The following is a 25323-nucleotide window of genomic DNA, read 5'->3' as shown; positions in this document are numbered from 1 at the left end:
GAATTGGACGATAATAGAAAAAGCACCTGTAGAGGTGCTTTTTCCTGTATCATTCCCATCCTGCCTGCTAACCGGCAACCATCCCGCTTCGCAGGCAGAAATTCGAATTTTAGAGATGACTCGTTGAAGCACGGGATGGTTCAATGCGATGATCCGCGGGCTTCATGAACGTTTCAATCAGGCTGGTAAAGCTGTCCCCGCCACGGCCATTGGCAACCCCCCGTTTAAAGATTTCCAGCACCGCTTCAGGCAGTGAAGCGTCAATCCCAGCGTCATGTGTAGTATGGACGGTATGTTCAACGCTGGCAGCGCCCATGGCGAGCCGGTCCACGTCCCCCGGATATTCTCCAGCATCGATGCGCGGCGTATAGAACTCAATGAATTGCGGCAGCGATGCCATCGTGCTGATCGCATGAGGCTTCAATTGCTCTGCTGTGATGCCGTTAGCCTTGCCTACTGCAACAGCGTGCAAATAACTGAGCATCCCCGTCCAGAACATATCCATTCCGATCTGATAATATAGCGCGGCGAGCCCAGGATCTTCACCCCGATAATCCGTACTCGTCAGCACTTCAAGCAACTCCTTTTGGGACTCGAAGATATCCAAGGGGCCGCTGTAAAAGGTGAACGACTCCGGCTTGCCGATTCCCGACGGTGGGACCTGCACACCGCCTGTGAGATGCGAAGCGCCATGTCCGGCCAGCCATTTGGCTGCTTCCCGGGCTTTCTCCGGGGTGTCCGAGCTTAGATTAACGAATACCTTGCCCGCGAGAATGTCAGAGTCCTTTTCAAGAATAGCGTACATCGCATGGTAATCCGTAAGACTGAGAATGACTACCTCGCTTGCATTCAAGGCTTCCTTAATTGTGGACGCTCTGATTGCTCCCTGATCAACAAGCTCATTGGCTTTACTGGCTGTGCGATTCCACAATGTGACCTCGTAACCGTGATTCAGTAACGTGCGTGCCATGGCTTGACCCATCGGTCCCAGGCCTATGATCGTCACGGATGATTGACTTTGCGTATTGTTTTTCATTTTGAATTATAGCTCCTCTCAATAAGTCTAACCCCATGCTAAACGATGACACTGGTGTCAAAGTCAACAGCTGAAGTTTGGCTAATGATTCTGTTATTTTGCAGAGCGAATATTTCAGTGTAATAGACTCATTGCACGGGACTTTGTTATAGTTAACTTAACGGGATTTTTTGGGGAGGAACCAGATGAAGCCGATTAATAAACTTAGCGTTCAAGATGATTTTGTTGGATTTTACTTGCTGAAAGAGTTAAATATGAGACAGACCAACGGCACGCCGCCGAAAGATTATTTTGACATCATTCTCTCGGATGCGAGCGGCCAGATTTCGGCCAAGTACTGGGATGTAACCATACAGGATAAAGAAACGTTCCTGCCGATGCAATTAGTCAAAATCCGGGGAACCGTGCTGAGCTACCGGGATCAGCCTCAAGTCAAAATCAGCCGAATCCGTAAAGCTACGGATGAGGACGGCGTTTCCTTAACCGATTTTGTGAGGGCTGCGCCAATCCGTCCCGTGGATCTGTTACATACGATCAAACTTACGATGAATGAGATTACGGAGCCGCAGGTACGAAGCATTGTGCAGTATTGTGTGTCGAAGGTGGAAGAGAAGCTGATACATTATCCGGCTGCCAAAACCTATCATCATGCCTATTTTGCCGGACTTGCCTATCATATTGTCCGCATGCTGGAGATTGGCGATTTCATCTGCAAGCAGCGGCCGTTTCTGAATCCGGACTTGATTAGGGCGGGCATTATCCTTCATGATATCGCAAAGCCGGAAGAGATGATCGCTCAGATGGGCATTGTTACGGACTACAGCAATCAGGGAAAATTGATCGGACATATCGCGCTGGCATCCAATTGGATCGTTGAAGCGGCCATACAGAACGACATCGCGCTGGATTCCGAAGTGGTACTGGGACTACAGCATCTCGTACTTTCCCACCATAACCTGGGAGAGTGGGGGAGCCCGGTTCAGCCGCAGACGGCTGAAGCCGTCGCGCTGCATCATATCGATCTGTTGGATGCCAAGCTGCAGATGGTAGAGGATGCCCTGGATACGACACTTGAAACGGAGCCGTGGACACCGATGATCCGCGGACTCGACAATAAGGCGATTTATCGACTGAAGGTATAAGGATTGCTTGAATACGAGTAAGAAAAGAGAGTGCCTTTTATAAAATGAGTGAGGCATCCTTCGATCCATTGGATCATGGAGGATGCCTCTTCGTTATGCTGGGAAAAGTTTAAGGTTCTTGGCTCGATATCGGTATGGTAAAGCGCACCGTTGCCCCGCGAGGCGGGGTGTTCTCGGCAGAAATATGCCCTCCATGATGCTGAATGAGAAGTTTGGCGATATACAGCCCCAGACCGGAATGCCCTTTTTGTCTGGAGGAATGATGATCCCCTTGATAAAACTGCTTAAATACCTGCTGCAGATCCTGCTGCTGCCCAAAGCCTGCTCCATTATCCGTAACAGCCATCATCACCTGCTCCTCGGTGATTTCGATCCGCCATAGAATCAGTCCGGCTTCAGGAGTATATCGAATGCTGTTCGAAACGAGATTATCCAGTACCTGCATGATGCGATAGGGATCCAAGAGGACGGGCTTCTTGTTCAATCGATTATCGTTGATCTCTGTATGGAAGATTATGTTCTGATTGCCGCATAAAGCGGCATATTCCATGGTTTTATCATCTGCCAGTTCTTCAAGATCCACGGGAAGCGGCTGAAGCCGAAAAGAGACCTTCTCAATTTCTGCGATGGTATTCATATCCTGAAGGAGCTTTGAAGCGCGTGTCGTGTTGCGTTTGATGACTTGCAGATATTGCGATCGTTTGTCTTCGTAAGACTCCTCGTTCATCTGCTCCAAGCCCTCAACATGCCCTTGAATAATCGTAAGCGGTGTCCGAAGGTCGTGAGCGAGAGCCGCAAACATGGTGCTTCTATCCTGCTCCAATCTCCACTCCCGCTCGATGGATTGCTCCAGCTCTTGACGCATGTCCTCAAAGGCATGTGTAAGTCGGTTAACTTCCGTTATAGACGATGTCCCTGTCATCGAAAAGTGTAAATTTCGCTCTTTAATTTGCTCGGCTCCTTGCAGAAGCTGCTGCAGCGGAGTGCTGATCTGTCGGCTGAATCGCCTTCCGAATATAAGCGTGAACAAGATGATGTACAGAAAAGGCGTCAGAACAAAGATGAGGGACCCGATGGTTACCAAGGGATTCAGCGCCGGATTGGCTGCCGTCACCTTCAGGTTATATCCAAGCAGAAGAGCCCCTGCAAGATTTCCGTCACCGGAGACAACCGGAGTGTATTTAACGACTTGATTCATGCTTTTATGCGTCTGGTTCAAGCGTGCCAGTATTTTTTGCCGGCTAAGTGATTCGTTGAGAGGAAGATCACCATATAGGGGTTCGCCAGTAAGGGACACTACCAGGTAGGACATGCCCTGCGAGGGGATTACCTTTTCCAGATCGGCTTGTCCCTGCCTGCCCATGACAGAATCGCCCCGGGCTTCGGCGTACTCCGAAATTACAGGGATCTGAGCTTCATAATGATTGGCCGGGAACGCGATGTCATGGTTGAACAAGTATCCAAGCAGCATCGCGAGCAGTCCCCAGGTTACAAGCGTAGCCAGCAAGCTGCAGGCCATGATCGAGGCGAAATGGCGGGCGAACGTGTTTTTGATGGAACGCTGTTTCATCATTGGGGATCCCACTTGTAGCCAATGCCCCATACGGTTTGAATATAGCTGCGGTCCTGTGCGTGGGCGGCCAGCTTGGCCCGTATTTTCTTAATATGCTCGGTGATGGTAGAGTCGTCCCCTTCAGCGTCAAATCCCCATAACTTCTCATAAATCTGCTCTCTGGAAAAGACCTGCCCCTGATGCATCGCCAGCAGTTCCAAGATCTGATACTCCTTATTCGTAAGAGCGATGTTGTGCCCGTTGCAGGTAACGGCATGCCCCTTGCAATCGATCGTCAGGGCTGGGAAGCGCAGGATGCCCTGTTCTTTGTGCGTGCGGATTCTCTGTTCTCGCCGCAGATGGGCATGGATACGGGCTTTTAATTCAGCAAGGCTAAAGGGCTTGAGCAAATAATCGTCCCCGCCGGCAGCCAGCCCTCGAATTCGGTCCACTTCACTTTGGCAAGCGCTTAAGAACACAATGGGACACTGCGTCTTTTCCCTAAGCTGCTCGCATACCGCAATGCCGTTCATATCAGGCATCATTACATCGAGTATGATCAGGGACGGCTGCTGTTTGCTCTGGATTAACGCCTCCTGTCCACTTCCGGCAGTCAGTACCTGATAGCCTTCTAGCTCCAGGGCATCTTGTATAAATGAGATGATTTCTTCTTCATCATCGACTAATAGGATCGTTTCGTTTGCCATATCTATTGCATCCTCCGAAAAATAGCTATTAAAAAAGGGTCTATCTAGTTAGTGTACACGTCATTTCTAAAGAATGAATAAAGAAATGGAATTTATTATTCAGTAGTTCAAGCATCACTGCGCATGCGGATCTTCTCCAGAACGATTCCGCCTGCTCCGTTGAAGTAATGCACATCAAAAGATCCACAAGCAGAACTTTTCTTTATCCTTTCTTTATGATTGTACCTTAACCTGAAGGCACATTGATAAGGAGGTACGATGATGGCAACGAATTCACAGCCAAGAATAAGGCTCATTGACAGCTTGAGGGGATTTGCATTATTAGGCATTTTTTTGGTGAACATCACGTTTTTTACGACATCGCTGCAAACCATTTCGTTCGGGGTTGAATTATGGTCAGGCTGGTACAATGAAGTCCTGATGCTGCTGCGCGGAATTGTAATTGACGGCAAATTCATATTGATTTTCTCTTTCCTGTTTGGTTTTGGCATGATCATGTTACAGGAGAGCAGTCAGGCAAAAGGACGAAGCTTTAACCGTATCTATACTCGCAGGTTGACGGCTTTGCTCCTAATCGGCCTGATCCATGGAATTCTGATTTGGTACGGAGACGTTCTGACCCACTATGCACTCATGGGTTTTCTGCTGATGCTGTTTCAACGCTGCAAGCCGAGAACGCTGCTGATCTGGTCACTGTCCCTGCTGCTGCTCGTTCCCGTTCTGCTGACGGGAGCAAGTCTGCTGAACTCTTCGGCTGGACAGGTCTTTGAGCCGTTTAGTCAAGCGGATGCGCATCAGATAGGTGTCTATTTCCAAGAGCGGGATGCAGCCATTTACGGGGAGGGGACGATGGTCCAGATCATCGCTCAGCGGCTGAATGATTACATCAGCTCCGTCTTGAATATGGTGGTCTTCTACCCGCAAGTATTAGGGATGTTCCTGATGGGTGCCTACTTCTGCAAGCGCCGTATTTTGCATGAGGTCCGGATGAACAGGAAGGGGATCATCCGATTGGTCGCCATTGGCGGAGGCCTGGGTCTTGTCCTCCAACTCGTGATGTCGCTAGCGGATGGACTACCATCCTGGTGCGAGGCCGTAGTCTTATTCGTTGGAGGGCCACTCTTGACACTGGGCTATATCGGTGTATTTGCACTTTTATACCAGAATAAAACGTGGCAGAAGGTGCTGAATTTATTTTCTTATCCCGGAAAAATGGCCTTCACCAACTATTTGCTTCAATCGATCCTATGCGGATTAATCTTTTACAGCTACGGATTGGGCTGGTATGGGAAGATCGAACCGATCTGGCAGATGGTGATGGTTGTCGTCATTTTTGCTCTGCAAACAGCCTTCAGCAGAGTCTGGTTGAAGCGGCTTCCGATGGGACCATTCGAGTACATCTGGCGCCTGATTACATATTGGGGAAATCCGGTGAGACAAGGACAGAAGGCCGCTATGCATGCTGAATAAGTGAAGGTTATGCCCTCGCAAAAAGTGAATCTCACTAAATGCTCGTCCCTTATGGGGCGAGTTTTTTATAAGAAAACCGAACAAAAATATCGGGCGGCATGATACCGATTGAAGATGCATTATCAATTTTTAAGATATGTTGTACGGCTCTAAGGTGCTTGCGTTATGATGCTAGATATAACAATTTCGAGGCGAAAGGAGATGGGGTGCAGGAGCTGCAAAAGCAAGGCAAATCTGATGAATCCGTGAGAGGGAGGGATTGGATGATGTTCTTTAAACGCTGGCTAACGATCGTGCTTGTTATCGCATTGTCGGCAGGTGGGCTTTCGAAGACGGGAGGTGGGGCTTGGGCGGATCAAGCGACTACGCAAGGCAGTAATCTGCTATTGAATTCGGATTTTGAAGCCGTGACCACAAAGGCTTCTTGGTTGGACCAGGTGGCTCCCGAACATGTCAGTGAATGGAAGGCGGCGGGCAATCCGGTATTTGCGGTCGATGACTCCGTCTATTATAGTGGGGCCCGGTCTGTCTCCATTACCGCTACCGTATCTGGAACCGACCGGGGAGCGATAACGCTCCCTGCGGCAGGCATTGAGGCAGGTAAGAGTTATTTGCTCAGTGGCATGTACAAACTCGAGAATGTTTCGGATCAGGTGCTGGTCCGCTTCCAGTACAAGAGAAGCGGCACTAGCAGCATCAGCTATGCGTTTCAAGGTGAAAGGGGGACCAAGGATTGGACCTACTTCAGCCATGTCGTTCATGTGGCTGCTGATATGGATGCCAATCCTCAGGGAAAGGTCGAGGCCTTTCTGGAAAAATCGGCGGGTACGGTCTGGTTCGACCAGCTCTCCATGCGGGAGTATGTCCCGCTGCGGGATATTTCACTCGACAGGCAGACCATCAGCCTGCAACCTGGAGAGACCGGGCGTTTCCAGACAGCTTATGATCCGGAGAATACTTCTGATACGTTCCTGGAATGGGCTTCATCTAACACGGTCGTAGCTTCGGTATATCAAAGCGGGGAGGTGACGGCGCATGCAACCGGTCATGCTGTCATATCTGTTATGTCCCCGCAGAGCGGGATAACAAGACAGGGCGTCGTTACGGTGGGTACGCCGCCTTCGCTTATCGCCGAGTCCTACTTGGGATCCATTAGCGAGAATGGCGTACTAGACGGACAGCTAGCTGCTGCCGACAGCTCGGGAGCTTCGGTTTCATTTGAACTGGCCGCTGTACCACGCAATGGTACGGTATCGGTCCTGCCTGATGGTTCGTTCCAATATTATCCGAACCGTGGTTACGCGGGCGCCGATTCGTTCATTTTCTTGGCTTACGGAGCGGACGGCGGACCGGCTGCCGCCGCGGCGAAGATTGAGGTGCTTCCTCTGGATTCGCCTCCGCTCTTGGATCTGACGTGGTATTCCACCGAAAAAAACACTCCACTAACCGGACAACTGGGCCGCCTGTTGTCGGAAGAACAGGTGGAATGGACACTCAGCAGGTCTCCCCGCGGTGAGATGAGTCTGGCTTCGGACGGCTCCTTTACTTATATGCCTGCGCCCAATGAAGTCGGCTACGATACGTTTGAAGTTACGGCGACGACAGCATCCGGAAAATCGGCGACCGGGAAGACCCGTATTTTTGTGGTGCCGGATGAAGAGGATCTATTGGATCAATTGATCTCCAGCGGTAATGAAGGCATACATCCCCGCGTGTTTGCGGATGCCGGTGATTTTGCTTCCATCCGCGAACTCATCGGGCAGGATGAATATGTGACAAAGTGGTTTAATCAGTTGAAGCGGGAGGCGGATCGGCTGCTGGATGCGGAGCCGTACGGATATCTTGCGAATGGAGGCAGCAACAGCAATGTTCGGGATTTGCTGATTCGAACGTCGATGATGTATCAGCTGACCGGGGATGTAGCCTATGCTCGGCGGGCAATCGAGGAGTTGGAGGCTGCCGCGGCATATCCCGACTGGGGAGGGCGTTATAATAATATGCTCTCCTTGACGTATATGACGCTTGGATGTTCGCTCACATACGACTGGCTGTATGATGCCATGACTGAACAGCAGCGGAACATGGTACGGGAGGCGGTCATGAAGCATGCGTTCAGCCACGCGCTCTCCTGGTATCGCGGAGAATTCACCCATAACGGGGAGTATAACAACATCAACTTTGTGGATAACGGCAGTTTTTCCGTTGCGGCGCTAACCATGCTGGGTGATGAAGAGAAGGTGACGAAAGCCGGGCTTGAAATTCTGCGCGGGTCTTATCGTAAGCTGCAGAATACGCTCCGTTTCTTTACGGAGGACGGATCATGGCCGGAGGGGCCACATTATTGGCAGTACGGGACGGAGTTCCTTTTCTTTAAAATGGCTGCAATGCACCATACGCTCGGAGAGGATTACGGCTTAGCGGAGCTTGAGGGGGTGAAGGAATCCGGCGAGTATCCGCTGCATTTATGGGGACCTGGAGGATTTTTTAATTTTTATGATTCGGCGACCCCGAATGTGCATCCCCAGACGCTCTGGATGGCCGATTTCTACGATCAGCCGCACATCGCTTGGTATGCCGGGGATCTGACGCGTCGTAAAGGGGCCTTTTCTCCCTACTACCTGCTGTTCTACCGTCCGGGGATGTTTGATGTGCAGCCCGACAAGCTGGATCGGGTATTCACCGGGAACGAGGCGATATCCATGCGGAGCGGATGGACAGACTTGAATGATGCCTTTGCTTCGGTGAAAGGTTTTAACGATACACTGCTGAGCCATATCGATATGGACGCAGGGACATTTGTGTTCGATGCGCTGGGTGAGCGGTGGGCGACGGATCTAGGGATGGAAAACTATAACCTGCCAGGCTTCTGGGATTATGCCGGCGGACAACGCTGGACCTATTACCGTAAGGGCGCCCAGGGACAAAACGTGATGATAATCAACCCGGAATCGAATCCCGTCTTCATGCAGGATTACGATGCGCGAGCACCGCTTGTGAGAAGTGATTTCAAGCCGCGTGGCGCTTTCGGCATGATCGACCTGACCGAGCGGTATCCGAAGGATGCGTTATCCTACAGGCGTGGATTAATGCTGACCGGCGATCGTCAGCAGCTGATCGTGCAGGATGAATTTGACTTAAAATCGTCTTCCGAGCTTTATTGGTTCATGCATACGGAAGCGGACATAGAAGTGCTCGGGAGCGGCCAAGAAGCCGTGCTGACGCAGAACGACAAAAAACTGTACGTCAAAATGCTGGCTGCTCCCGAAGGGGCGGCATTCTCCGAGATGACGGCCCAGCCGCTGGAAGGGACGCCGAATCCTTCGGGTCAAACGGTAAATCACGGCATACGCAAGCTGGCTGTTCATATGACCGGGGTGACCCGGGGTAAGCTGTCGCTGTGGATGGTTCCTTTGACCGAAGAGGCTCTGCTTCCGGAGGAAGCACCGGATTTCCACAGCCTTGACGATTGGTCGATTCCAGACGGTCCCCTGCCGCAAAAGGTGCGGCTGCCAGAAGTGAATGCCATCTCGGTGGACGGCTCCGCCCTGCCCGGGTTTGATCCGCAGCGCACCTATTACGAATGGACGGTTCCGTATGACCAGCGCTCGAAGGTTCCGGAGATTGAGGTTGTTTCCGATCATGATGTTGCTGTCATCCATGCCGGCGGCGTTCCCGGCAAGACGTATATTGATGTGACCGATCGGTCCAATCCGGACGCCCGCAATCGGTATACCATCGCTTTGAAGTCTGGACCGTTGATTGGCGATCCTCCTCCTGGTCACCGATTGCCGGTTCAAGAAGTCACAGCCAGCGCATCCCCGCAGGCGAATAACGGATATACTCCGGAGAAAACGATCGATGGCAATTACGAGACGCGCTGGACATCGGAAGGAACGCATTGGATTCAATACGATCTCGGCGAGAACCGGAAGGTGGGCGCGGTTTCGATCGCTTTTTTCAGCGGGGAAACACGCAGATCCTATTTTACCGTGACGGCTTCAACTGACGGAGTCCACTGGAACACGGTTTACCCGGACGGACTCAGCTCAGGAACGACCGCCCAACCGGAAGTATTCCAATTCCCCGAGGTAACGGCGAGATTTATCCGCATCAACGGATCGGGCAATACGTCGAACCAATGGAATAATTACACGGAGGTCGGCATCTTTCGTCCGATGAACGGAAACGGATGGGGCAGGGGACAATGATGGCTAGAGCCCCGTTCTGCCATGAATCAACATAAGGTTCAAGGGGCCAATTCATGATAGAAGGAGTAGTTCATATATGATCGGGTACAACGAAGAAAAGATTCGGTTAGGTTTTGTCGGTCTCGGCAAACGCGGAAAGGATCTGCTGAGGCTGCTGGGTGATATGCCGGATGTGGAGATTACGGCGATTTCGGATCTATATGAGGATCGCCTTCAAGAGGCTGCACGGCAGGTTGCTGAAACAGGAAAATCTGCCCCTGCCTGCTTTACGAATTATCGGGAAATAATTGCACGTAAGGATGTAACGGCTGTTATCATCGCTTCATCCTGGACCAGCCACAGCGAGATCGCCATAGCCGCGATGAGGGCGGGAAAGCCCGTGGCATCGGAGGTGGGAGGCGCTGCTTCCCTCGAGGAATGCTGGCAGCTGGTTCGCACCTATGAGGAGACCGGTACGCCCTGCATGCTGCTGGAAAACTGCTGTTATGGCCGGGAAGAAATGGCGCTGCTGAGGATGGTAAGAGAGGGGATTTTCGGAGAACTGCTTCACTGTCAGGGGGCTTATCAGCATGACCTCCGGGAAGAAGTAGCGATGGGGGTGGAGAACCGCCATTACCGCGTCCACAATTATTTGCACCGCAACGGTGATGTGTACCCCACCCATGGTCTGGGGCCAGCAGCCAAAATGCTGAACATCAACCGGGGCAACCGTCTTACCAAGCTTTCCTCCATGTCCACCAAGACGCGCGGAATAACGGAGTGGGCTCGCAGAAACCTGGGTGCCGAGCACCCGGTTACGCTTACGGATATGGTTCTCGGTGATATTGTTACCACCATGATACAGTGCGCCAACGGTGAATCGATTCTGTTGACGCACGATACATCCCTGCCCCGCCCCTATTCCCGCGGGGGACGCGTACAGGGAACGAAGGGCATCTGGATGGAGGACGGCGCCGTCATTCATATTGAAGATCGGAGCCCGGCCCATGCATGGGAGCCGTTCGAATCCTATCTCCACGAGTACGAGCATTCGTTGTGGGCGGATTATTTGAAAGACGGCGTACGGGGAGGACATGGCGGCATGGATTATCTATGCCTGCGCGCTTTTGTCGAGAGTGTGCTCAAGAAAACGGAAATGCCGATCGATGTGTACGACATGGCCGCCTGGATGGCGGTAACTGCACTATCCGAGCAATCGATTGAACTTGGAGGCACAATGCTTCCGTTCCCCGATTTCACGAACGGAAAATGGATGAATAGACCTCAGGGCAACTTCACAACTTATGCGCTTTAAGTAAGGGGAAAATCCATGTGTATATGGAATAGTGCACGCCTGCAAAAAGCGGAATTTATTGTTTCTTTATAGCGTTGAAGCACCCAAGCTTTAAATAAAACTCTTGCAATTTCAATTCGGGGTGTAATACAATGCTTCTTAATTAACCAACACGATATGTTATAACAAGCGATGATGGAAAGAGTAAGCGAAAGAACGTTCCTGACAGGAAAGGGCAGCCACCGACTGAGAGCGCCCGGGCGAAGGTTCTCCGCTGAAGTTCATTCCGGAGCTGGTATGCTGATAATCTGCATGTTGCGTGCAGAGGGTAGGTTTACCCGTAACCCTTGCGTTAAGAGGTTCAAGTGAGATGTGTTTGCTTTTTTTCGGCATATCTAATAAGGGTGGTACCACGACTCCTCGTCCCTTTCCGGGCGGGGGGTCTTTTTGTTTTTATGAATCAGAAAAAAAGGTGAAGGAGAGATTTTAGATGAGTCAAGGACGTTTGGAACAATTAAGATCGGAGCTCGATTCCGTTAATCTTCAGCTGCTGGAGCTGTTGTCGGAGCGGGCACGACTCGCCCAGGAGATCGGTCAGGAGAAGGAAAAGCAGGGGGTTCCCGATTTCGATCCGGTACGCGAGAAAAAAATGTTGGATACTTTGGTGGAGCATAACCAAGGTCCTTTCGATAATGAAACGGTGCGTCATTTATTTAAACAGATTTTCCAGGCATCCTTGAAGCTGCAGCAAGTCGATCACAAGAAGCATTTGCTGGTGAGCCGGAAGAAGAAGCAGGAAGACACGCTGATTCAGCTGGGTCATACGGTGATCGGCGGCGGCACGCCGGTAATGATCGCAGGGCCGTGCTCCGTTGAGAGTTATGAGCAAGTACGCCAGGTTGCGGCTGCCCTTAAGGAAGCGGGCATTACCGTTATGCGCGGCGGCGCGTTCAAACCGAGAACATCGCCTTACGATTTCCAGGGGTTGGGCCTTGAGGGCCTGAAAATTTTGAAGGAAGTGGCGTCCGAGTTCGGCCTGAAGACGATCAGCGAAATCGTGGACCCTGCGCATATCGAGCTTGCGTGCGAATACATTGACGTTATTCAGATCGGTGCGCGGAACATGCAGAACTTTGAGCTGTTAAAAGCGGCGGGGGATGTTCAGACGCCGGTGCTGTTGAAACGCGGTCTTGCGGCTACGATCGATGAGTTCGTGCACGCTGCGGAATACATCGTGTCCCGCGGCAATACGCAAGTGATGCTGATTGAACGCGGCATACGGACGTACGAGAAAGCGACGAGAAACACCCTGGACATCTCGGCGGTGCCGATTCTGAAACAGGAAACGCATCTTCCGGTGCTGGTGGACGTGACGCATTCCACGGGCCGTAAGGACATCCTGGCCCCTTGTGCCAGAGCGGCTCTTGCTGCAGGAGCTGACGGCGTGATGGTAGAAGTTCATCCCGATCCGGCTACGGCGTTGTCCGATGCGGCGCAGCAGCTGAATATTCCGGAATTCCATGATTTCCTGGCGAATGTGAAGAAGTCCGGATTGCTGTAAAAAAAGCATTCTTTTGCTTCTGGAAGATAAAGGGTTGACAAAATGCTTCTCTTTCCTTAAGATAGTTATCAAAATTCATATCGAAATGTTTTGATTAGAAATAGTAAAAGTGAAATGACTTTTCAGAGAGCCGTTGGCAGGTGAGAAACGGTAATGTCGTTCCCTTTGAACTCGTCTATGAACAGCTGCCTGATCATGTAGGGTTAGCCGGAGTTCCACCGTTATAGGGATAGATGGTGATGGCCATCGAAGAAGATCATTTTGCATAAAATGAATTAGAGTGGTACCGCGGGTTCAACCCCGCCTCTATACGTAGAGGCGGGGTTTTTTTGTTGGTTAAATTCCGGGTTTAACCAACCCCGCTTGATATAAATGAAAGAATGAACGATCGATGATCGAGGAGGAATATCAAATGGAACGCAATATTATCGTATTGGACACAACCTTGCGCGACGGAGAGCAGGTTCCGGGCGCCAAACTGAACGTACAGCAAAAAATTGAGTTTGCGCATCAGCTAAAGCGGCTGAACGTCGATATGATCGAGGCTGGTTTTCCCGCGTCTTCGGCAGGGGATTTTCAAGCGGTTCAGGAAATCGCTCGAACCGTAGGCGATAGCGTCTCCATTACTGCGCTTGCACGCGCGGTGAAGGGCGATATCGATGCCGTATATGAAAGCATTAAGCTTGCTCAAAATCCGCTGATTCATATCGTGCTTGGCACCTCAAACATTCACGTGGAGAAGAAATTCAATCGCTCCAAGGATGCGGTGCTCCAGATGGGCGTTGATGCGGTGAAATATGCCAAAACACTGCTGCCTCATGTCCAGTATTCGACGGAGGATGCCTCCAGGTCCGATTTTGAATACCTGTGGACAACGATCGAAGCCGTGGTGAAGGCCGGAGCAACGATGATTAACGTGCCGGATACGGTCGGTTATGCCGTTCCGGATGAATTCGGCGAATTGATTCGCAAAATCAATGAACGCCTGAAGAATCTGAACGACCAGGTTATTCTCAGCGTTCACTGTCATAACGATCTTGGGCTTGCTACGGCGAATACGCTCAGCGCAGTGAGAAATGGTGCTCAGAAAGTAGAATGCACGATTAATGGTTTAGGGGAGCGCGCAGGCAATACGTCGCTGGAAGAAGTGGTCATGGGACTGAAGGTCCGGGAGAATCATTTCAAAGCCTCCACCAACATCCGGCTTAAGGAGCTGATTAGAACCTCCCGGCTGCTGACGCATTTGACGGGCCTGGATGTGCAGGTGAACAAGGCGATTACAGGTGAGAATGCATTCGCGCACTCTTCCGGGATTCACCAGGACGGATTGCTGAAGGATAAACAGGTTTATGAGATTATGTCGCCGGAGGAAGTCGGCGCTGACAGCATGGAGCTGATCCTGACGGCGCGGTCCGGAAGGCATGCGTTCAAGAATGCGGTGGAGAAGCTTGGCTTCGAGACAGGCGAAGGCGAAGATTTTGAAGCGCTGTTCGCGAAATTCCTGCAGCTGGCCGATGCCAAGAAGGAAGTATATGACCATGACGTTTTTTATTTGGTGACCCAGCACCGTACCCATGAAGAAGTCAGCAGTCATCTGTATGAGCTGGATTCGTTCCAGGTCGTGACCAATGATCTGTATCCGACGGCAACCGTGAAGTTGAGAAAAGGCAGCGAGACATTCAGGGACAGCATGGTGGGGGATGGCCCGATCGATGCGCTGTACAGCGCCATGAAAGCGTTGGTCGGTTTGGACGTACAGTTGAAGGATTACAAAATCAACAGTCTGTCCAGGGGAAAAGAAGCCATCGGCCGGGTAAACATTCGAATCGAATACCAAGGCAAAACCTATTCCGGGCGCGCGATGGATACGGATATCATTAAGGCGAGCGCGTTGGCTTTTCTTAACGGGATTAACGCGGTATTGCTTGATGCCGGCCAGGATGTGCAGGTGCAAGCGCCGGTGGATGCACGATAATTCAAGTTATGAGACGGTTGCGTTCATCAAAGGCTAAGTCATAACGGCAACGTAATGCTGGTGCGGAGGGTGGATACCTCACGTCTACTTCTAATGTAGAGGTGGGGTATGCGGCCGCCGTAACCGATGGATTTTAAAAACATACTTATTGACCGATCGTTACAAAATATATATAATGAGCTGGAAACTATAGGAGAAAGGAGCCGATCATGGTGCGAAGATTATGGAGGAATTCGTCCTTGCAGCGGAATGGCATGTTCTTTCAAACCGAAATGTAGAGTGATCGAGTTGTTTTATTTTTTTGCATGGTTTTGTACTAATCGGTAAAATAGTTGGTTGTATGCTGCAAAGCAGCGTCTGAATCGAGCGCTTACGAGACGCACGGATCCTATTTTTGTACCGATAATTACCGAAGTTTGGAATAATAAAAGACAGGAGTTGTTTCCGTTGCCTTTATCCATTTATATATTAGGACTTATGATTTTCTCGATGACAACCTCTGAGTTTATGGTAGCAGGCATTATGCCTTCGCTCTCGGCGGAATTTGGCGTTTCGGTTGCAGCCATCGGTTACCTCATTACCGCTTATGCCGCCGGCATGATTATAGGAGGACCGCTGCTGACGGTAGGGCTGTTGAAGGTGCCGCGCAAACAGGCCTTTATGATATTGGCTGCCATTTTTCTTGTCGGTCAGACGCTCGGCGCTGTCGCGACCACATATGAAGTGATGATGGCTGCCAGAGTGATCACGGGTATCTCCTCTGCAGCGGCGTTTGGCGTCTCGCTTGCGATTAGCTTTTCCCTCGTCGGTCCGGAATCACGCGGAAGGGCGGCATCGATCGTTCTCGGCGGTTTAATGGTTGCAACGGCGATCGGACTTCCGCTGGCGATGTGGATCGAGCAGCTGCTGGGCTGGCGTGCCAGCTTCTGGGCTGTTGTGGTTCTGGTATTGGCATCGGCTTTGGTGGGGCAGTTTACGATCCCATCCTTGCCCAGAACGGAATCGGCCGGCATTCGTGGAGAGTTTGTCGCCTTCAAGAATCGCCATCTATGGGCTGCATATGCCACAAGCATGCTGATTATCGGAGCTACCTTTGCCGCATTCAGTTATTTCTCGCCGATCTTAACCGATCTTACCGGCTTTGGCGCTCAGGCGGTTCCGATCCTGCTTGGCGTTTACGGCGTGGCGACGGTGCTTGGCAACATGGTCACCGGCAGGTTGGCGGATCATTATATGATGCAGATCCTCATCATGGGGTTGGTCGCTCTGGCGGCGGCTTTAGTGATATTCGGACTGTTTGTGCACAGCCAGTTAATCGCTATGATTGCGGTTGTGATCGTAGGTTTGGCGGGTGTGCCCATGAACCCGGCCATGGCAACCCGGGTCACCCGGGTTGCCGATACGGGATCGCTTGTTACGACGGTGCATGGGTCCGTTATCAGTCTTGGCGTTGTTGTTGGTTCCTCCGTTGGAGGGATGGCGATGGATGCGGGATTCGGCTTGGCATCGCCTCTGTGGGTAGGGGCGTTCTTGGCTGTTCTCGGTTTGCTGTCCTTACTGCCAGCCGTGCGAGGTAGGGGAGAATCACAGCAGCATCCGCTCCGGATTAAATAGCGGAAACGGGAGGATGTATCTGTAGCCGCTTCGTAAATGGTTTCCGCAATTAACTCCGGTGTGGAGACGTTGGTTTCAAAGCTGGCTGCCGAGTTTCAGTGGGGGCGGGGTCCGACCTGGCTGGATCGACGAAGAGACGGCGCTGGATACGGCAAACGAATGGTTCTGCGCGAGTGCCGTGAAAGGCTATGGCATTCGTACGGAGGATCAGTAAGGGGAACAGGTTGACATATCGATAAATCCCGATATAATGATACGTATGAAACCAATCGAAGTTTTTAAAGCGTTGTCCAATGAATCAAGGCTTGAAATATTGCAGTGGCTCAAGGAACCGGAACTACATTTTACACCCCATGAAGGGATTGATATGAGGAAAGTCGGGGTATGCGTAACCCAGGTGACCGAGAAATTGAATATGACGCAGTCCACCGCATCGCAATATTTATCGATTCTGCATCGGGCAGGTTTGATCAAGACGGAGCGGCTTGGGAAATTTACGTATTATAAGCGGGATGAAGAGGCTATCCGGGAAATTGGAGAGTATTTAAAGCAGGAGATTTAGAGCAGGTACTGACTGATTCCTTCAGAAAAAAGGAATATTCAGTCTTGTCTTGGACTACACATCTAAATATTGCGATATGTCTTTTTGTTGGTTTAACATATCGACAAATCGTGATATATAAATATTATTAAAGGAGTGGAAATACAATCATGACGGGTGCTTGGAAAATTTACTTTTTGGCGATCGTTAGTTTTTTAGTAGGAACTTCGGAATATATTATATCGGGAGTTTTGGATAAAATTGCGGATTCGTTAGGAATTACGATAACCGCAGCCGGTCAGCTGATCACGATTTTCTCATTGGTCTACGCGATTTTAACCCCCGTTCTTATGGCACTGACCGCTAGAATGGAGAGACGGAAGCTGTTGGTTTATTCATTGGGTATTTTTGTGATCGCGAATCTATTGTCGTTTGCCCTTCCGGGGTATGTTCCGTTTGTCATAGCGCGGGTTATTATGGCGATGGGCGCAGGAATGGTAGTTGTAACTGCACTCGGGATTGCCGCCAAAATCGCACCGCCGGGTAAACAGGCGAGTTCGATCGCTACAGTCATCATGGGCTTCACGGCTTCACTGATCATCGGCGTCCCCCTCGGGCGTGTCGTTGCTGCTGCTTTTGGATGGAAATCAGTGTTCGGTTTCATTGCCATTCTAGGGGTTGTCTCCATGATTGTGCTGCATAAGGCGATTCCCCACACCAAAGGAGATGCTCCTGTACCGCTGCTCCAGCAATTCGCGCTGCTCAAAAAGCCTAAAGTGGCACTCGGCTTGGCGATCACATTCTTCTGGCTGGGTGGGTATTCCGTTGCCTATACGTACCTGTCTCCTTACCTTCTTCATGTTAGCGGTCTGAACGAAGGTCTGATTAGTGCAGCGCTGTTTGCCTTTGGCATTGCCAGCCTTATTGGCTCCAAGTTCGGCGGATTCAGTACGGATCGATGGGGAGTGCCGCTTACATTAACAGGGGGCATGATTCTGCATATTCTCGCGTTAATCGTTCTGACTTTTACTCAAGCAGCCGTATCGGCCATCCCCGTATTTGCGATTCTTGTCATATGGTCGTTATCCGCCTGGTCTTCCGGTCCGACACAGCAGTATAATCTCGTCCAACTGGAGCCGAATTCATCGGGGGTCATGCTGGGCCTGAACCAATCCGTGATGCAGCTCGCCATGGCTGCTGGCGCAGGCATCGGAGGAGTTGCCGTTGAGCAATGGTCCTTGTCATCCATTACCTGGATCGGAGCCGGGGGCGTTGCCATAGCCACAGTAGTGTCGTTTGTACTTTTCCGTTTAGGAAAGCGGGAGAGCATGGGGCGAGCGCCATTGGAAGCCTGATGAATACCCACTGGTGACGCAGTGCTGTTGGATACTTAAAATGCAGCACTTTCATACTGTCGGAAACGAATAATCCATGAGACATCCCCTTTCTTCTCAGCGCTCAGATGGACATGAATTTGACGCCCCAAAACCAGAAAGTTTATGCTATGATCAATGGATGGCGGAAAATTTGGTTCCAAATTTTGCGAAGGAGGAGATGCGATTGGCTAAGCTTAAAGATATCGCCGAGCGGGTCGGGGTATCCATATCTACGGTTTCGCGTGCCATCAGCAATGATGCAAGCCGTCCGGTCAGCGAGGATACCAAGCAGAAAATCCGGCAGGCGGCGCTTGAACTTGGTTATAAACTGCCTGAGTCATCCAAAAGCGTACATGATAACGGCATAGCCGATAAGCGGGTTGTCTGCGTTGTTCCCCAAAACCTGATGGATGACCACCCGTATTTCTCAACGGTTCTTGCCGGTTTCCATAAAAAAATGGAGGAGCTCGGACAGCCCCCGGCGATCGTTCGTACATGCGAGGAAGTCGCCGATGCGGACAAAATACGCCTCATGCTGAGGGAGACAGGAGCCCAGGGGATTGTAGCCGTCAGTTGGTATGACAAGGAGCTGTTTGAATTGATACAGCAGGCTGGGGTTGCCATCATGGGAGTAAGTTTGAATGATGAGAAGCTGACCGTGCCGGTCGTAGACTGTGACCGGATATCATCCGCGAGGGCAGCCGTAAGCCATCTGATTGACCAGGGACACAAGCGAATCGCCTATATCGGGGGGCCTGCGTATTCCAAGCAGATGGAGAGCGAAGAACGGTATGTTGGATATAAATTCGCTATGCTGGAAGCCAACCTGGAGGTGCGCGAGGAGTGGCTGATGAATACCGGATGGAATGTGGATCGAAGCTTCAGCAAGCTGTCCGAGCTGCTCGGAGGCCTTCCCAAAGAGCAATGGCCAACGGCTGTTTTTTGTGCCAGCGACATGCTGGCCATTCCGGCGATGCGTGCCGTTGTCGAGAATCAAGGCAGGATACCGGAAGATATCGCGATCGTGGGGATGGATAACATCGATGTGGCCCAGTATACAACGCCCCCGTTAAGCTCTGTCTCCGTGCCGAAGTACGAAATCGGCAGGGTGGCCGCCAAATCGATCGTGGATTATTTGGACGGGCATTTCAAGGCGGCAATCAAAATATTGCTGCCATGCTCATTGATTGTTCGGGAGTCTTCAAGTTTTACCAGAACATGAATTCAACTAACTCGTTATGTACGGTTAGTTGACATAAAATATGGAATAGATATTATCGAACAGCTGTCGGCTTGAGATCCGACAGCTGTTTTTTGTGCTTTCTCATCCAAATGTTGAGGTTTTTGCGCCAAAACGTTCCAAAAAAGTGTTTGACAACGCCATATCGCTATATTATTATGAGTAAAAATCAACCAAATATTTGGAATGATATTTCTGGTCTTGGCAACTGCTAAACGTTTCTTCGTATAACTTCACTTAGTCATTAACTGCGTTTTCATTCCTTTAATATAAAGCTTTTGATAATAGGCATATTTCCTCCCATTCATGAATTAGGTCCTTCGAATTCGCCTTTCATGTACCAGTCTTGATCCAAAATTAAGCTGAAATTATCCAAAACTATATCCAAAAGTAATCCAAGAAAATGAAATAACATCCGAATTGCTCGGGTCTTATTTATAAAAAAGATTTGGCGTTACTATACCTAACATATAGGGGCGTTGCAATAACCGTATTTTAACAAACGGCTAGCTGAGGTGGTGGTAGCTTAGTCACATGATGGATTGCAGAGGAAAAGGAGGGAAATAAGTAACGAGTACTTTCCAAGCTCGATGCATGTAAAGGAACTGATCCGCTGGTTGAGCGGACACCCATGCTTTGATGGCATGTCAAAAAATCGCTTTGCTGGTGAAATGAGATTTACCCAATCCCATACATACGAGGTGATGCTCATTGGCTAATTCGCCCCTGCACTCCGCAGCAACCGCGGTACCCGAAACAAAAAGTAAGCGCTTACTGTGGAATCGCGTCTTACGCAATTGGCAGCTTTATGCCCTGATTTCACCGGTCATCGCCTATTACATCCTGTTCCAGTATGTTCCGATGTACGGCATCCAGATCGCCTTTAAGGATTTTATAGCAACGCAGGGGATATGGGGCAGTCCGTGGGTCGGGTTTGAGCACTTTGATCGCTTTTTCAACAGTTATTATTTCTGGCGCCTGATCAAGAATACGCTGGGCATCGGATTATACAGTCTTGCCGTCGGTTTTCCGATCCCGATTATTCTGGCTTTGCTCATGAACGAGGTTCGGGCTGAACGTTTCAAGAAATTCGTGCAGACCATCACATATGCGCCTCACTTCCTCTCTACCGTGGTCGTTGTCGGGATGATGATGATTTTCCTGTCGCCCCGTTACGGCATCATCAATCATTTTATTGAAATGTTCGGCGGCCAGCCGATCAATTTCATGACCGAGCCCTCTTGGTTTAAGTCTCTTTACGTTCTGTCGGATGTATGGCAGACCATGGGCTGGAGCTCCATTATTTATTTGGCTGCCCTTGCCGGCATTGACAACCAGCTGCACGAAGCGGCGCGCGTCGATGGTGCGACCAGGCTTCAGCGCATATGGCATATTAACATCCCTGGCATCATGCCAACGATCATCATCCTCCTGATCCTCAATATGGGCAGCATTATGGGTATCGGGTTCGAGAAGGTGCTCCTGATGCAAAACAACCTGAATATGGAGAGCTCCGACATTATAGCCACCTACGTCTACCGAATGGGGATCCAGAATGCCGAGTACAGTTTCTCCGCAGCCATCGGATTGTTCAATTCCATCATCAATTTTGTCCTGCTGGTTGTCGTGAACTTTATTTCGAAGCGCGTGAGCGAGACCAGTCTTTGGTAAAGAGGGGAGTGAAAGAACCATGCAAATTGAAACCAGAGGGGACCGCATTTTTAATGTTATCAACTATACGATTCTGATCCTGGTTACCATCATTGTCATGTACCCGCTGGTTTTTGTGCTCAGCGCATCGTTTAGCGACCCGCAGGCGGTTCTGAGGGGCGAGATGCTGCTGTGGCCCAAGGGCGTTAACCTGAATTCCTACGTAAAAATCTTTCAGAACAAGGATATCATCAGCGGCTTTACCAACACGCTGGTATATACGTCGCTTGGCACGTTCATTAATCTCACGATGACCATCCTTGCCGCTTATCCGCTGTCCCGGAAGGATTTTGTCGGGCGAAATGCGATCATGGCGCTGCTGGTCTTCACGATGTTTTTCAGCGGAGGACTCATTCCTACGTATTTGCTGATCAAGAACCTCGGCATGCTGAATACGCTCTGGGTCATGATTATCCCGAATGCCGTATCCATCTGGAACATCATCATTATGCGCACCTTCTTTCAGCAGTCCATACCCGGCGAGCTGCAGGAGGCCGCGACGATCGACGGATGCTCGAACATTAAAATCCTGACCCGGATAATACTGCCGCTGTCCATGCCGATTATCGCAGTGACCATATTGTTCTATGCGGTCGGTCATTGGAATGCGTTCTTTAATGCACTTCTGTATTTATCGGATAAAGATAAATTTCCGCTGCAGCTCATCCTGCGCGAAATTCTGATTCAGGGACAAACGAACGATATGGTCAAAATGTCGACCGAATCGGCGATCAAGCAGCAGAGGGAAGTGGAGGGAATTAAGTACGCGGTGCTGGTGGTGGCGAATATTCCGGTGCTGGCCCTCTATCCGTTCCTGCAGCGATATTTTGTCAAAGGCGTGATGATTGGGGCCATCAAAGGATAATTCCTTGCATGGAAATATGGATGGAACATGAAAAGGGGAGGATTACGGATGAAGCTGAAGCAATGGGGAAGTCTTCTGTTGACCTGCATGTTGTCGGTATCGCTGGCGGTGGGCTGCAGCTCGAAAGGCTCGGGAGGAACGGCTCAATCGGACCCTTCGAGTGAAGGGAAATCCGCGATAAATGAAACGGGTTTTCCGATTGTCGACGACAAGATGACGGTGACCGGTTTTGCCGGAAAGTTCTTTGCCAACGCCGACTGGAACAACATCAGGCTGTGGCAGGAATATGAGAAAATGACCAATATTCAGGTGCAGTGGGACACGGTGCACAAAGACAATTTGGCGGAAAAACGGAACTTGCTGCTGGCCGGCGGCGATTATCCGGAAATGTTCTATGCATCCGCTTTTCCAAGGGCGGATCTGCTGAAATACGGCAAGCAGGGCGCTTTTATTCCGCTGAATGACCTGATTGAACAATACGCGCCGAACTTCAAAGCGTTGATGGAGAAATATCCGGTCATCGAGAAGGGGATTACAATGCCGGACGGCAACATTTACGGGCTGCCGACGCTGTACGATCCGGAATTCCGGTCCGTGCTGTACGGAACGCCGTGGGTGAAGTCGGAGTGGCTGACCAAGCTTGGCCTTCAAGAGCCGCAGACGCTGGATGAATTCTACGATATGTTGAAGGCGTTCAAAGAGAAGGATCCGAACGGCAACGGCCAGAAGGACGAATATGCCTGGGGCGGCGTAGGGACTGCCGGCATCGTCAACTATTTGCGCGGCTCGTTCGGCCTCAATTATCACGGAACTTCGAACATTAACGTGGATACCGATCCGGCGAGCGGAAAGGTCCGGTTCATTCCGACGGATCCAAGATACAAGGAACTGCTTCAGTTCGTGAACAAGCTGTTTAAGGACGGTCTGCTGGAGCAGGACATCATGTCCGTGAAGAGCACCGAGGTGGACGCCAAAGGAGTTGAAGGCCTTCTCGGCGTCGTTGATAACGTGGATCCGGTCGCCATCTACAACCAGGAGGGTTATGTGGGGCTGCCGGTATTGAAGGGGCCGCACGGCGATCAGATGTTCAGCGCCACGGGCTCTCCGCTGGGGAACATCGGGATGTTTGTCCTGACCGATAAAGCGAAGAATCCGGCCGCGCTCATCCGCTGGATGGATTACTTCTACAGCGACGAAGGCATCCGCATGTTCTTCATGGGCTGGAAAGACGAAACGTATAAGGAAGATGCAGAAGGCAATGTGGATTACGTGGACGACATCAAGAACAATCCGGAAGGTCTCAATCTGGACCAGGCGGTAGGGCAGTATCTGATATGGCCCGGCGGATATTACCCGGGCTTCGTGACCCAGAAGTATTTCAAGGGAGCGGAAGGCCTGCCGACTTCTGTAGAGAACGCAAAAAAAGCCGAGCCGTACGTCATCCCACAAGACAAGGTCTGGCCGCCGTTTAACTTTACGGCCGATGAGCAGTCCGAGCTTACCGGTATCCAAACCGACATTCACACGTACGTGGATGAAATGCGGGATAAATTCATAGCTGGGAACGAGTCCTTTGATAACTGGGACCAATATGTAGCTAACCTGCAAAAAATGGGCTCGGAGCGCTATCTGGCCATTTACCAGTCCGCGGCAGATCGATATACCAAATAAACACGTGTACAGAACCTAAAAGGAGCGACATGTTATGACACAATTGAAAGCCATATTGATCGGGGCCGGCGCGCGCGGCGCCGGGGGGTATGCCCCCTATGCCCTGGATTACCCGCATGAATTGACCTTCGTGGCTGTGGCCGAGGCCGATCCGGCGCGGCGCATCCGATTTGCCGAGAGGTTCGGAATTCCGCCGGAACAGTGTTATGAATCCTGGGAGCCGCTGCTGGCGGAGCCAAAGCTTGCCGATATCGCCGTCATTTGCACGCAGGATCGCATGCATTATGGCCCAACCATGCAAGCGCTCGAGAAACAGTATCATGTGCTTCTGGAGAAACCGATGTCTCCGGAACCGAAGGAGTGTCTTGAGATGGAGCAGGCGGCCATTCGCAACAACAGGCTGCTGACCATATGCCATGTTCTGAGATATACCCCTTTTTGGAGTACCATCAAACGCGTGATTCAGGAAGGGACCATCGGTGAGGTGGCTTCGATCCAGCTGAACGAGAATGTGGGATACTGGCATATCGCCCACAGCTTTGTGCGGGGGAACTGGAATCATTCCGACAAGGCCAGCCCGATGATACTGGCCAAATCCTGTCATGATATGGATGTGCTGTCGTGGCTGATGGACCGGCCTTGCACGCAGGTCACTTCGTTTGGCTCCCTGATGCATTTCAGGGAGGAGCAGGCCCCCGAAGGTTCGGCCGACCGCTGCCTCGATTGCCAGGTAGAAGCGACCTGTCCATATTCGGCCCCCCGGTTTTACTTGAGCGATCAGTACAAGGGATGGGCGGGGCATTTCACCCAGGAGCTGACCAAGCCGAACATCATTCAGGGGCTTCGCGATACGGACTATGGCCGCTGCGTATATCGGAGCGATAACAATGTGGTCGATCATCAGGTCGTCAACATGGAGTTTGAAGGCGGCGCCACCGCAATGTTCAGCATGTGCGGGTTTACGTATGAACAGGAGCGCAGAATTCAGATCATGGGCACCCGCGGCGAGCTTCGAGGAGAGGAAGGCAAGATTACGGTTTACGATTTCCTGACCGGGCAGAAAACGGAGATTACGATTCCTTCGCAGTCGAGCGGACATGGCGGGGGCGACAGCGGAATTGTGGCGAGCTTCCTGAAGGAGGTTCGGAGCTATAACGGGCAGGAGAGCCTGACGTCGGCCAGTGCCTCCGTGCGGAGCCATCTGATTGCGTTCGCAGCGGAGAAATCGAGGCTGAATCATGGCCAATCCATCAATTTGAACGATTATGCGCGGGAATTGATGGCGGAAGAGAATGCGGTGAAATAAAAGAAATTATATTAAAAATACATCATATGAAAAATTCATAATAGATATTTTACCACTGTCTTGTGACAAGAGAGGA

18 protein-coding genes and 1 other annotated feature are annotated in these 25323 nt (G+C 50.9%); of the genes, 15 read left to right on the top strand and 3 right to left on the bottom strand.

Annotation, left to right across the window (positions count from 1 at the left end):
• Positions 1-109: 109 nt before the first annotated feature.
• Positions 110-1036, bottom strand: a complete 927-nt coding sequence (locus DP091_RS24165; RefSeq protein ID WP_113060645.1) for an NAD(P)-dependent oxidoreductase — start codon at positions 1034-1036, stop codon at positions 110-112.
• 185 nt (positions 1037-1221) lie between these two features.
• On the opposite strand from DP091_RS24165, the gene DP091_RS24160 reads away from it, so the two are divergent.
• Positions 1222-2178: a 3'-5' exoribonuclease YhaM family protein gene (locus tag DP091_RS24160; protein WP_113060644.1), complete on the top strand. Its 957-nt coding sequence runs from the start codon at positions 1222-1224 to the stop codon at positions 2176-2178.
• 109 nt (positions 2179-2287) lie between these two features.
• On the opposite strand, the gene DP091_RS24155 is transcribed toward DP091_RS24160, so the two are convergent.
• Together DP091_RS24155 and DP091_RS24150 are read right to left on the bottom strand one after the other, a co-directional pair.
• Positions 2288-3751, bottom strand: coding sequence for a sensor histidine kinase (locus tag DP091_RS24155; protein ID WP_113060643.1), 1464 nt, complete (start codon positions 3749-3751; stop codon positions 2288-2290).
• Positions 3748-4437, bottom strand: coding sequence for a response regulator transcription factor (locus tag DP091_RS24150; protein WP_113060642.1), 690 nt, complete (start codon positions 4435-4437; stop codon positions 3748-3750). The genes DP091_RS24155 and DP091_RS24150 overlap by 4 nt, the downstream gene beginning before the upstream one ends.
• 261 nt (positions 4438-4698) lie before the next feature.
• Between DP091_RS24150 and DP091_RS24145 the strand changes: the two genes are divergently transcribed.
• The 14 genes from DP091_RS24145 to DP091_RS24080 all read left to right on the top strand — a co-directional run bounded on the left by DP091_RS24145 (position 4699) and on the right by DP091_RS24080 (position 25247).
• On the top strand, positions 4699-5907 hold the full coding sequence (locus tag DP091_RS24145; RefSeq protein WP_113060641.1) for a DUF418 domain-containing protein: 1209 nt from the start codon (positions 4699-4701) through the stop codon (positions 5905-5907).
• A gap of 263 nt (positions 5908-6170) precedes the next feature.
• Positions 6171-10115, top strand: coding sequence for a discoidin domain-containing protein (locus DP091_RS24140; RefSeq protein ID WP_181469911.1), 3945 nt, complete (start codon positions 6171-6173; stop codon positions 10113-10115).
• 76 nt (positions 10116-10191) lie between these two features.
• Positions 10192-11409, top strand: coding sequence for a Gfo/Idh/MocA family protein (locus tag DP091_RS24135; RefSeq protein WP_113060639.1), 1218 nt, complete (start codon positions 10192-10194; stop codon positions 11407-11409).
• A gap of 469 nt (positions 11410-11878) precedes the next feature.
• The gene (locus DP091_RS24130) at positions 11879-12949 is read left to right on the top strand and encodes a bifunctional 3-deoxy-7-phosphoheptulonate synthase/chorismate mutase (RefSeq protein ID WP_113060638.1); all 1071 of its coding nucleotides are present in this window, start codon (positions 11879-11881) and stop codon (positions 12947-12949) included.
• Positions 12950-13030: 81 nt separating this feature from the next.
• Positions 13031-13260: a binding site (T-box leader), on the top strand.
• 101 nt (positions 13261-13361) lie between these two features.
• Positions 13362-14924, top strand: a complete 1563-nt coding sequence (locus DP091_RS24125; RefSeq protein ID WP_113060637.1) for a 2-isopropylmalate synthase — start codon at positions 13362-13364, stop codon at positions 14922-14924.
• A gap of 447 nt (positions 14925-15371) precedes the next feature.
• A complete protein-coding gene (locus tag DP091_RS24120; RefSeq protein ID WP_113060636.1) occupies positions 15372-16538 on the top strand; it encodes an MFS transporter in 1167 nt (388 codons plus the stop codon).
• 58 nt (positions 16539-16596) lie between these two features.
• The gene (locus DP091_RS24115; protein WP_258394670.1) at positions 16597-16752 is read left to right on the top strand and encodes a hypothetical protein; all 156 of its coding nucleotides are present in this window, start codon (positions 16597-16599) and stop codon (positions 16750-16752) included.
• Between the two features lie 45 nt (positions 16753-16797).
• Positions 16798-17100 (top strand): ArsR/SmtB family transcription factor, encoded by a 303-nt coding sequence (locus tag DP091_RS24110; RefSeq protein WP_113060665.1) that lies wholly within the window; start codon positions 16798-16800, stop codon positions 17098-17100.
• 149 nt (positions 17101-17249) lie between these two features.
• Positions 17250-18434, top strand: a complete 1185-nt coding sequence (locus tag DP091_RS24105; protein ID WP_113060635.1) for an MFS transporter — start codon at positions 17250-17252, stop codon at positions 18432-18434.
• A gap of 205 nt (positions 18435-18639) precedes the next feature.
• Positions 18640-19677 (top strand): LacI family DNA-binding transcriptional regulator, encoded by a 1038-nt coding sequence (locus DP091_RS24100; protein WP_113060634.1) that lies wholly within the window; start codon positions 18640-18642, stop codon positions 19675-19677.
• A gap of 729 nt (positions 19678-20406) precedes the next feature.
• Positions 20407-21366, top strand: a complete 960-nt coding sequence (locus DP091_RS24095; protein WP_113060633.1) for an ABC transporter permease — start codon at positions 20407-20409, stop codon at positions 21364-21366.
• Positions 21367-21385: 19 nt separating this feature from the next.
• Positions 21386-22270: a carbohydrate ABC transporter permease gene (locus DP091_RS24090; RefSeq protein WP_113060632.1), complete on the top strand. Its 885-nt coding sequence runs from the start codon at positions 21386-21388 to the stop codon at positions 22268-22270.
• A gap of 48 nt (positions 22271-22318) precedes the next feature.
• Positions 22319-23941, top strand: coding sequence for an extracellular solute-binding protein (locus tag DP091_RS24085; RefSeq protein ID WP_113060631.1), 1623 nt, complete (start codon positions 22319-22321; stop codon positions 23939-23941).
• A 34-nt stretch (positions 23942-23975) separates the two neighbouring features.
• Positions 23976-25247: a Gfo/Idh/MocA family protein gene (locus DP091_RS24080; RefSeq protein ID WP_113060630.1), complete on the top strand. Its 1272-nt coding sequence runs from the start codon at positions 23976-23978 to the stop codon at positions 25245-25247.
• The last annotated feature ends 76 nt before the right edge of the window (positions 25248-25323 follow it).

Source organism: Paenibacillus sp. MDMC362 (assembly GCF_003269305.1).
GTDB lineage: Bacteria > Bacillota > Bacilli > Paenibacillales > Paenibacillaceae > Paenibacillus_AQ.
This window is presented reverse-complemented; position numbering and strand designations above follow the sequence as displayed.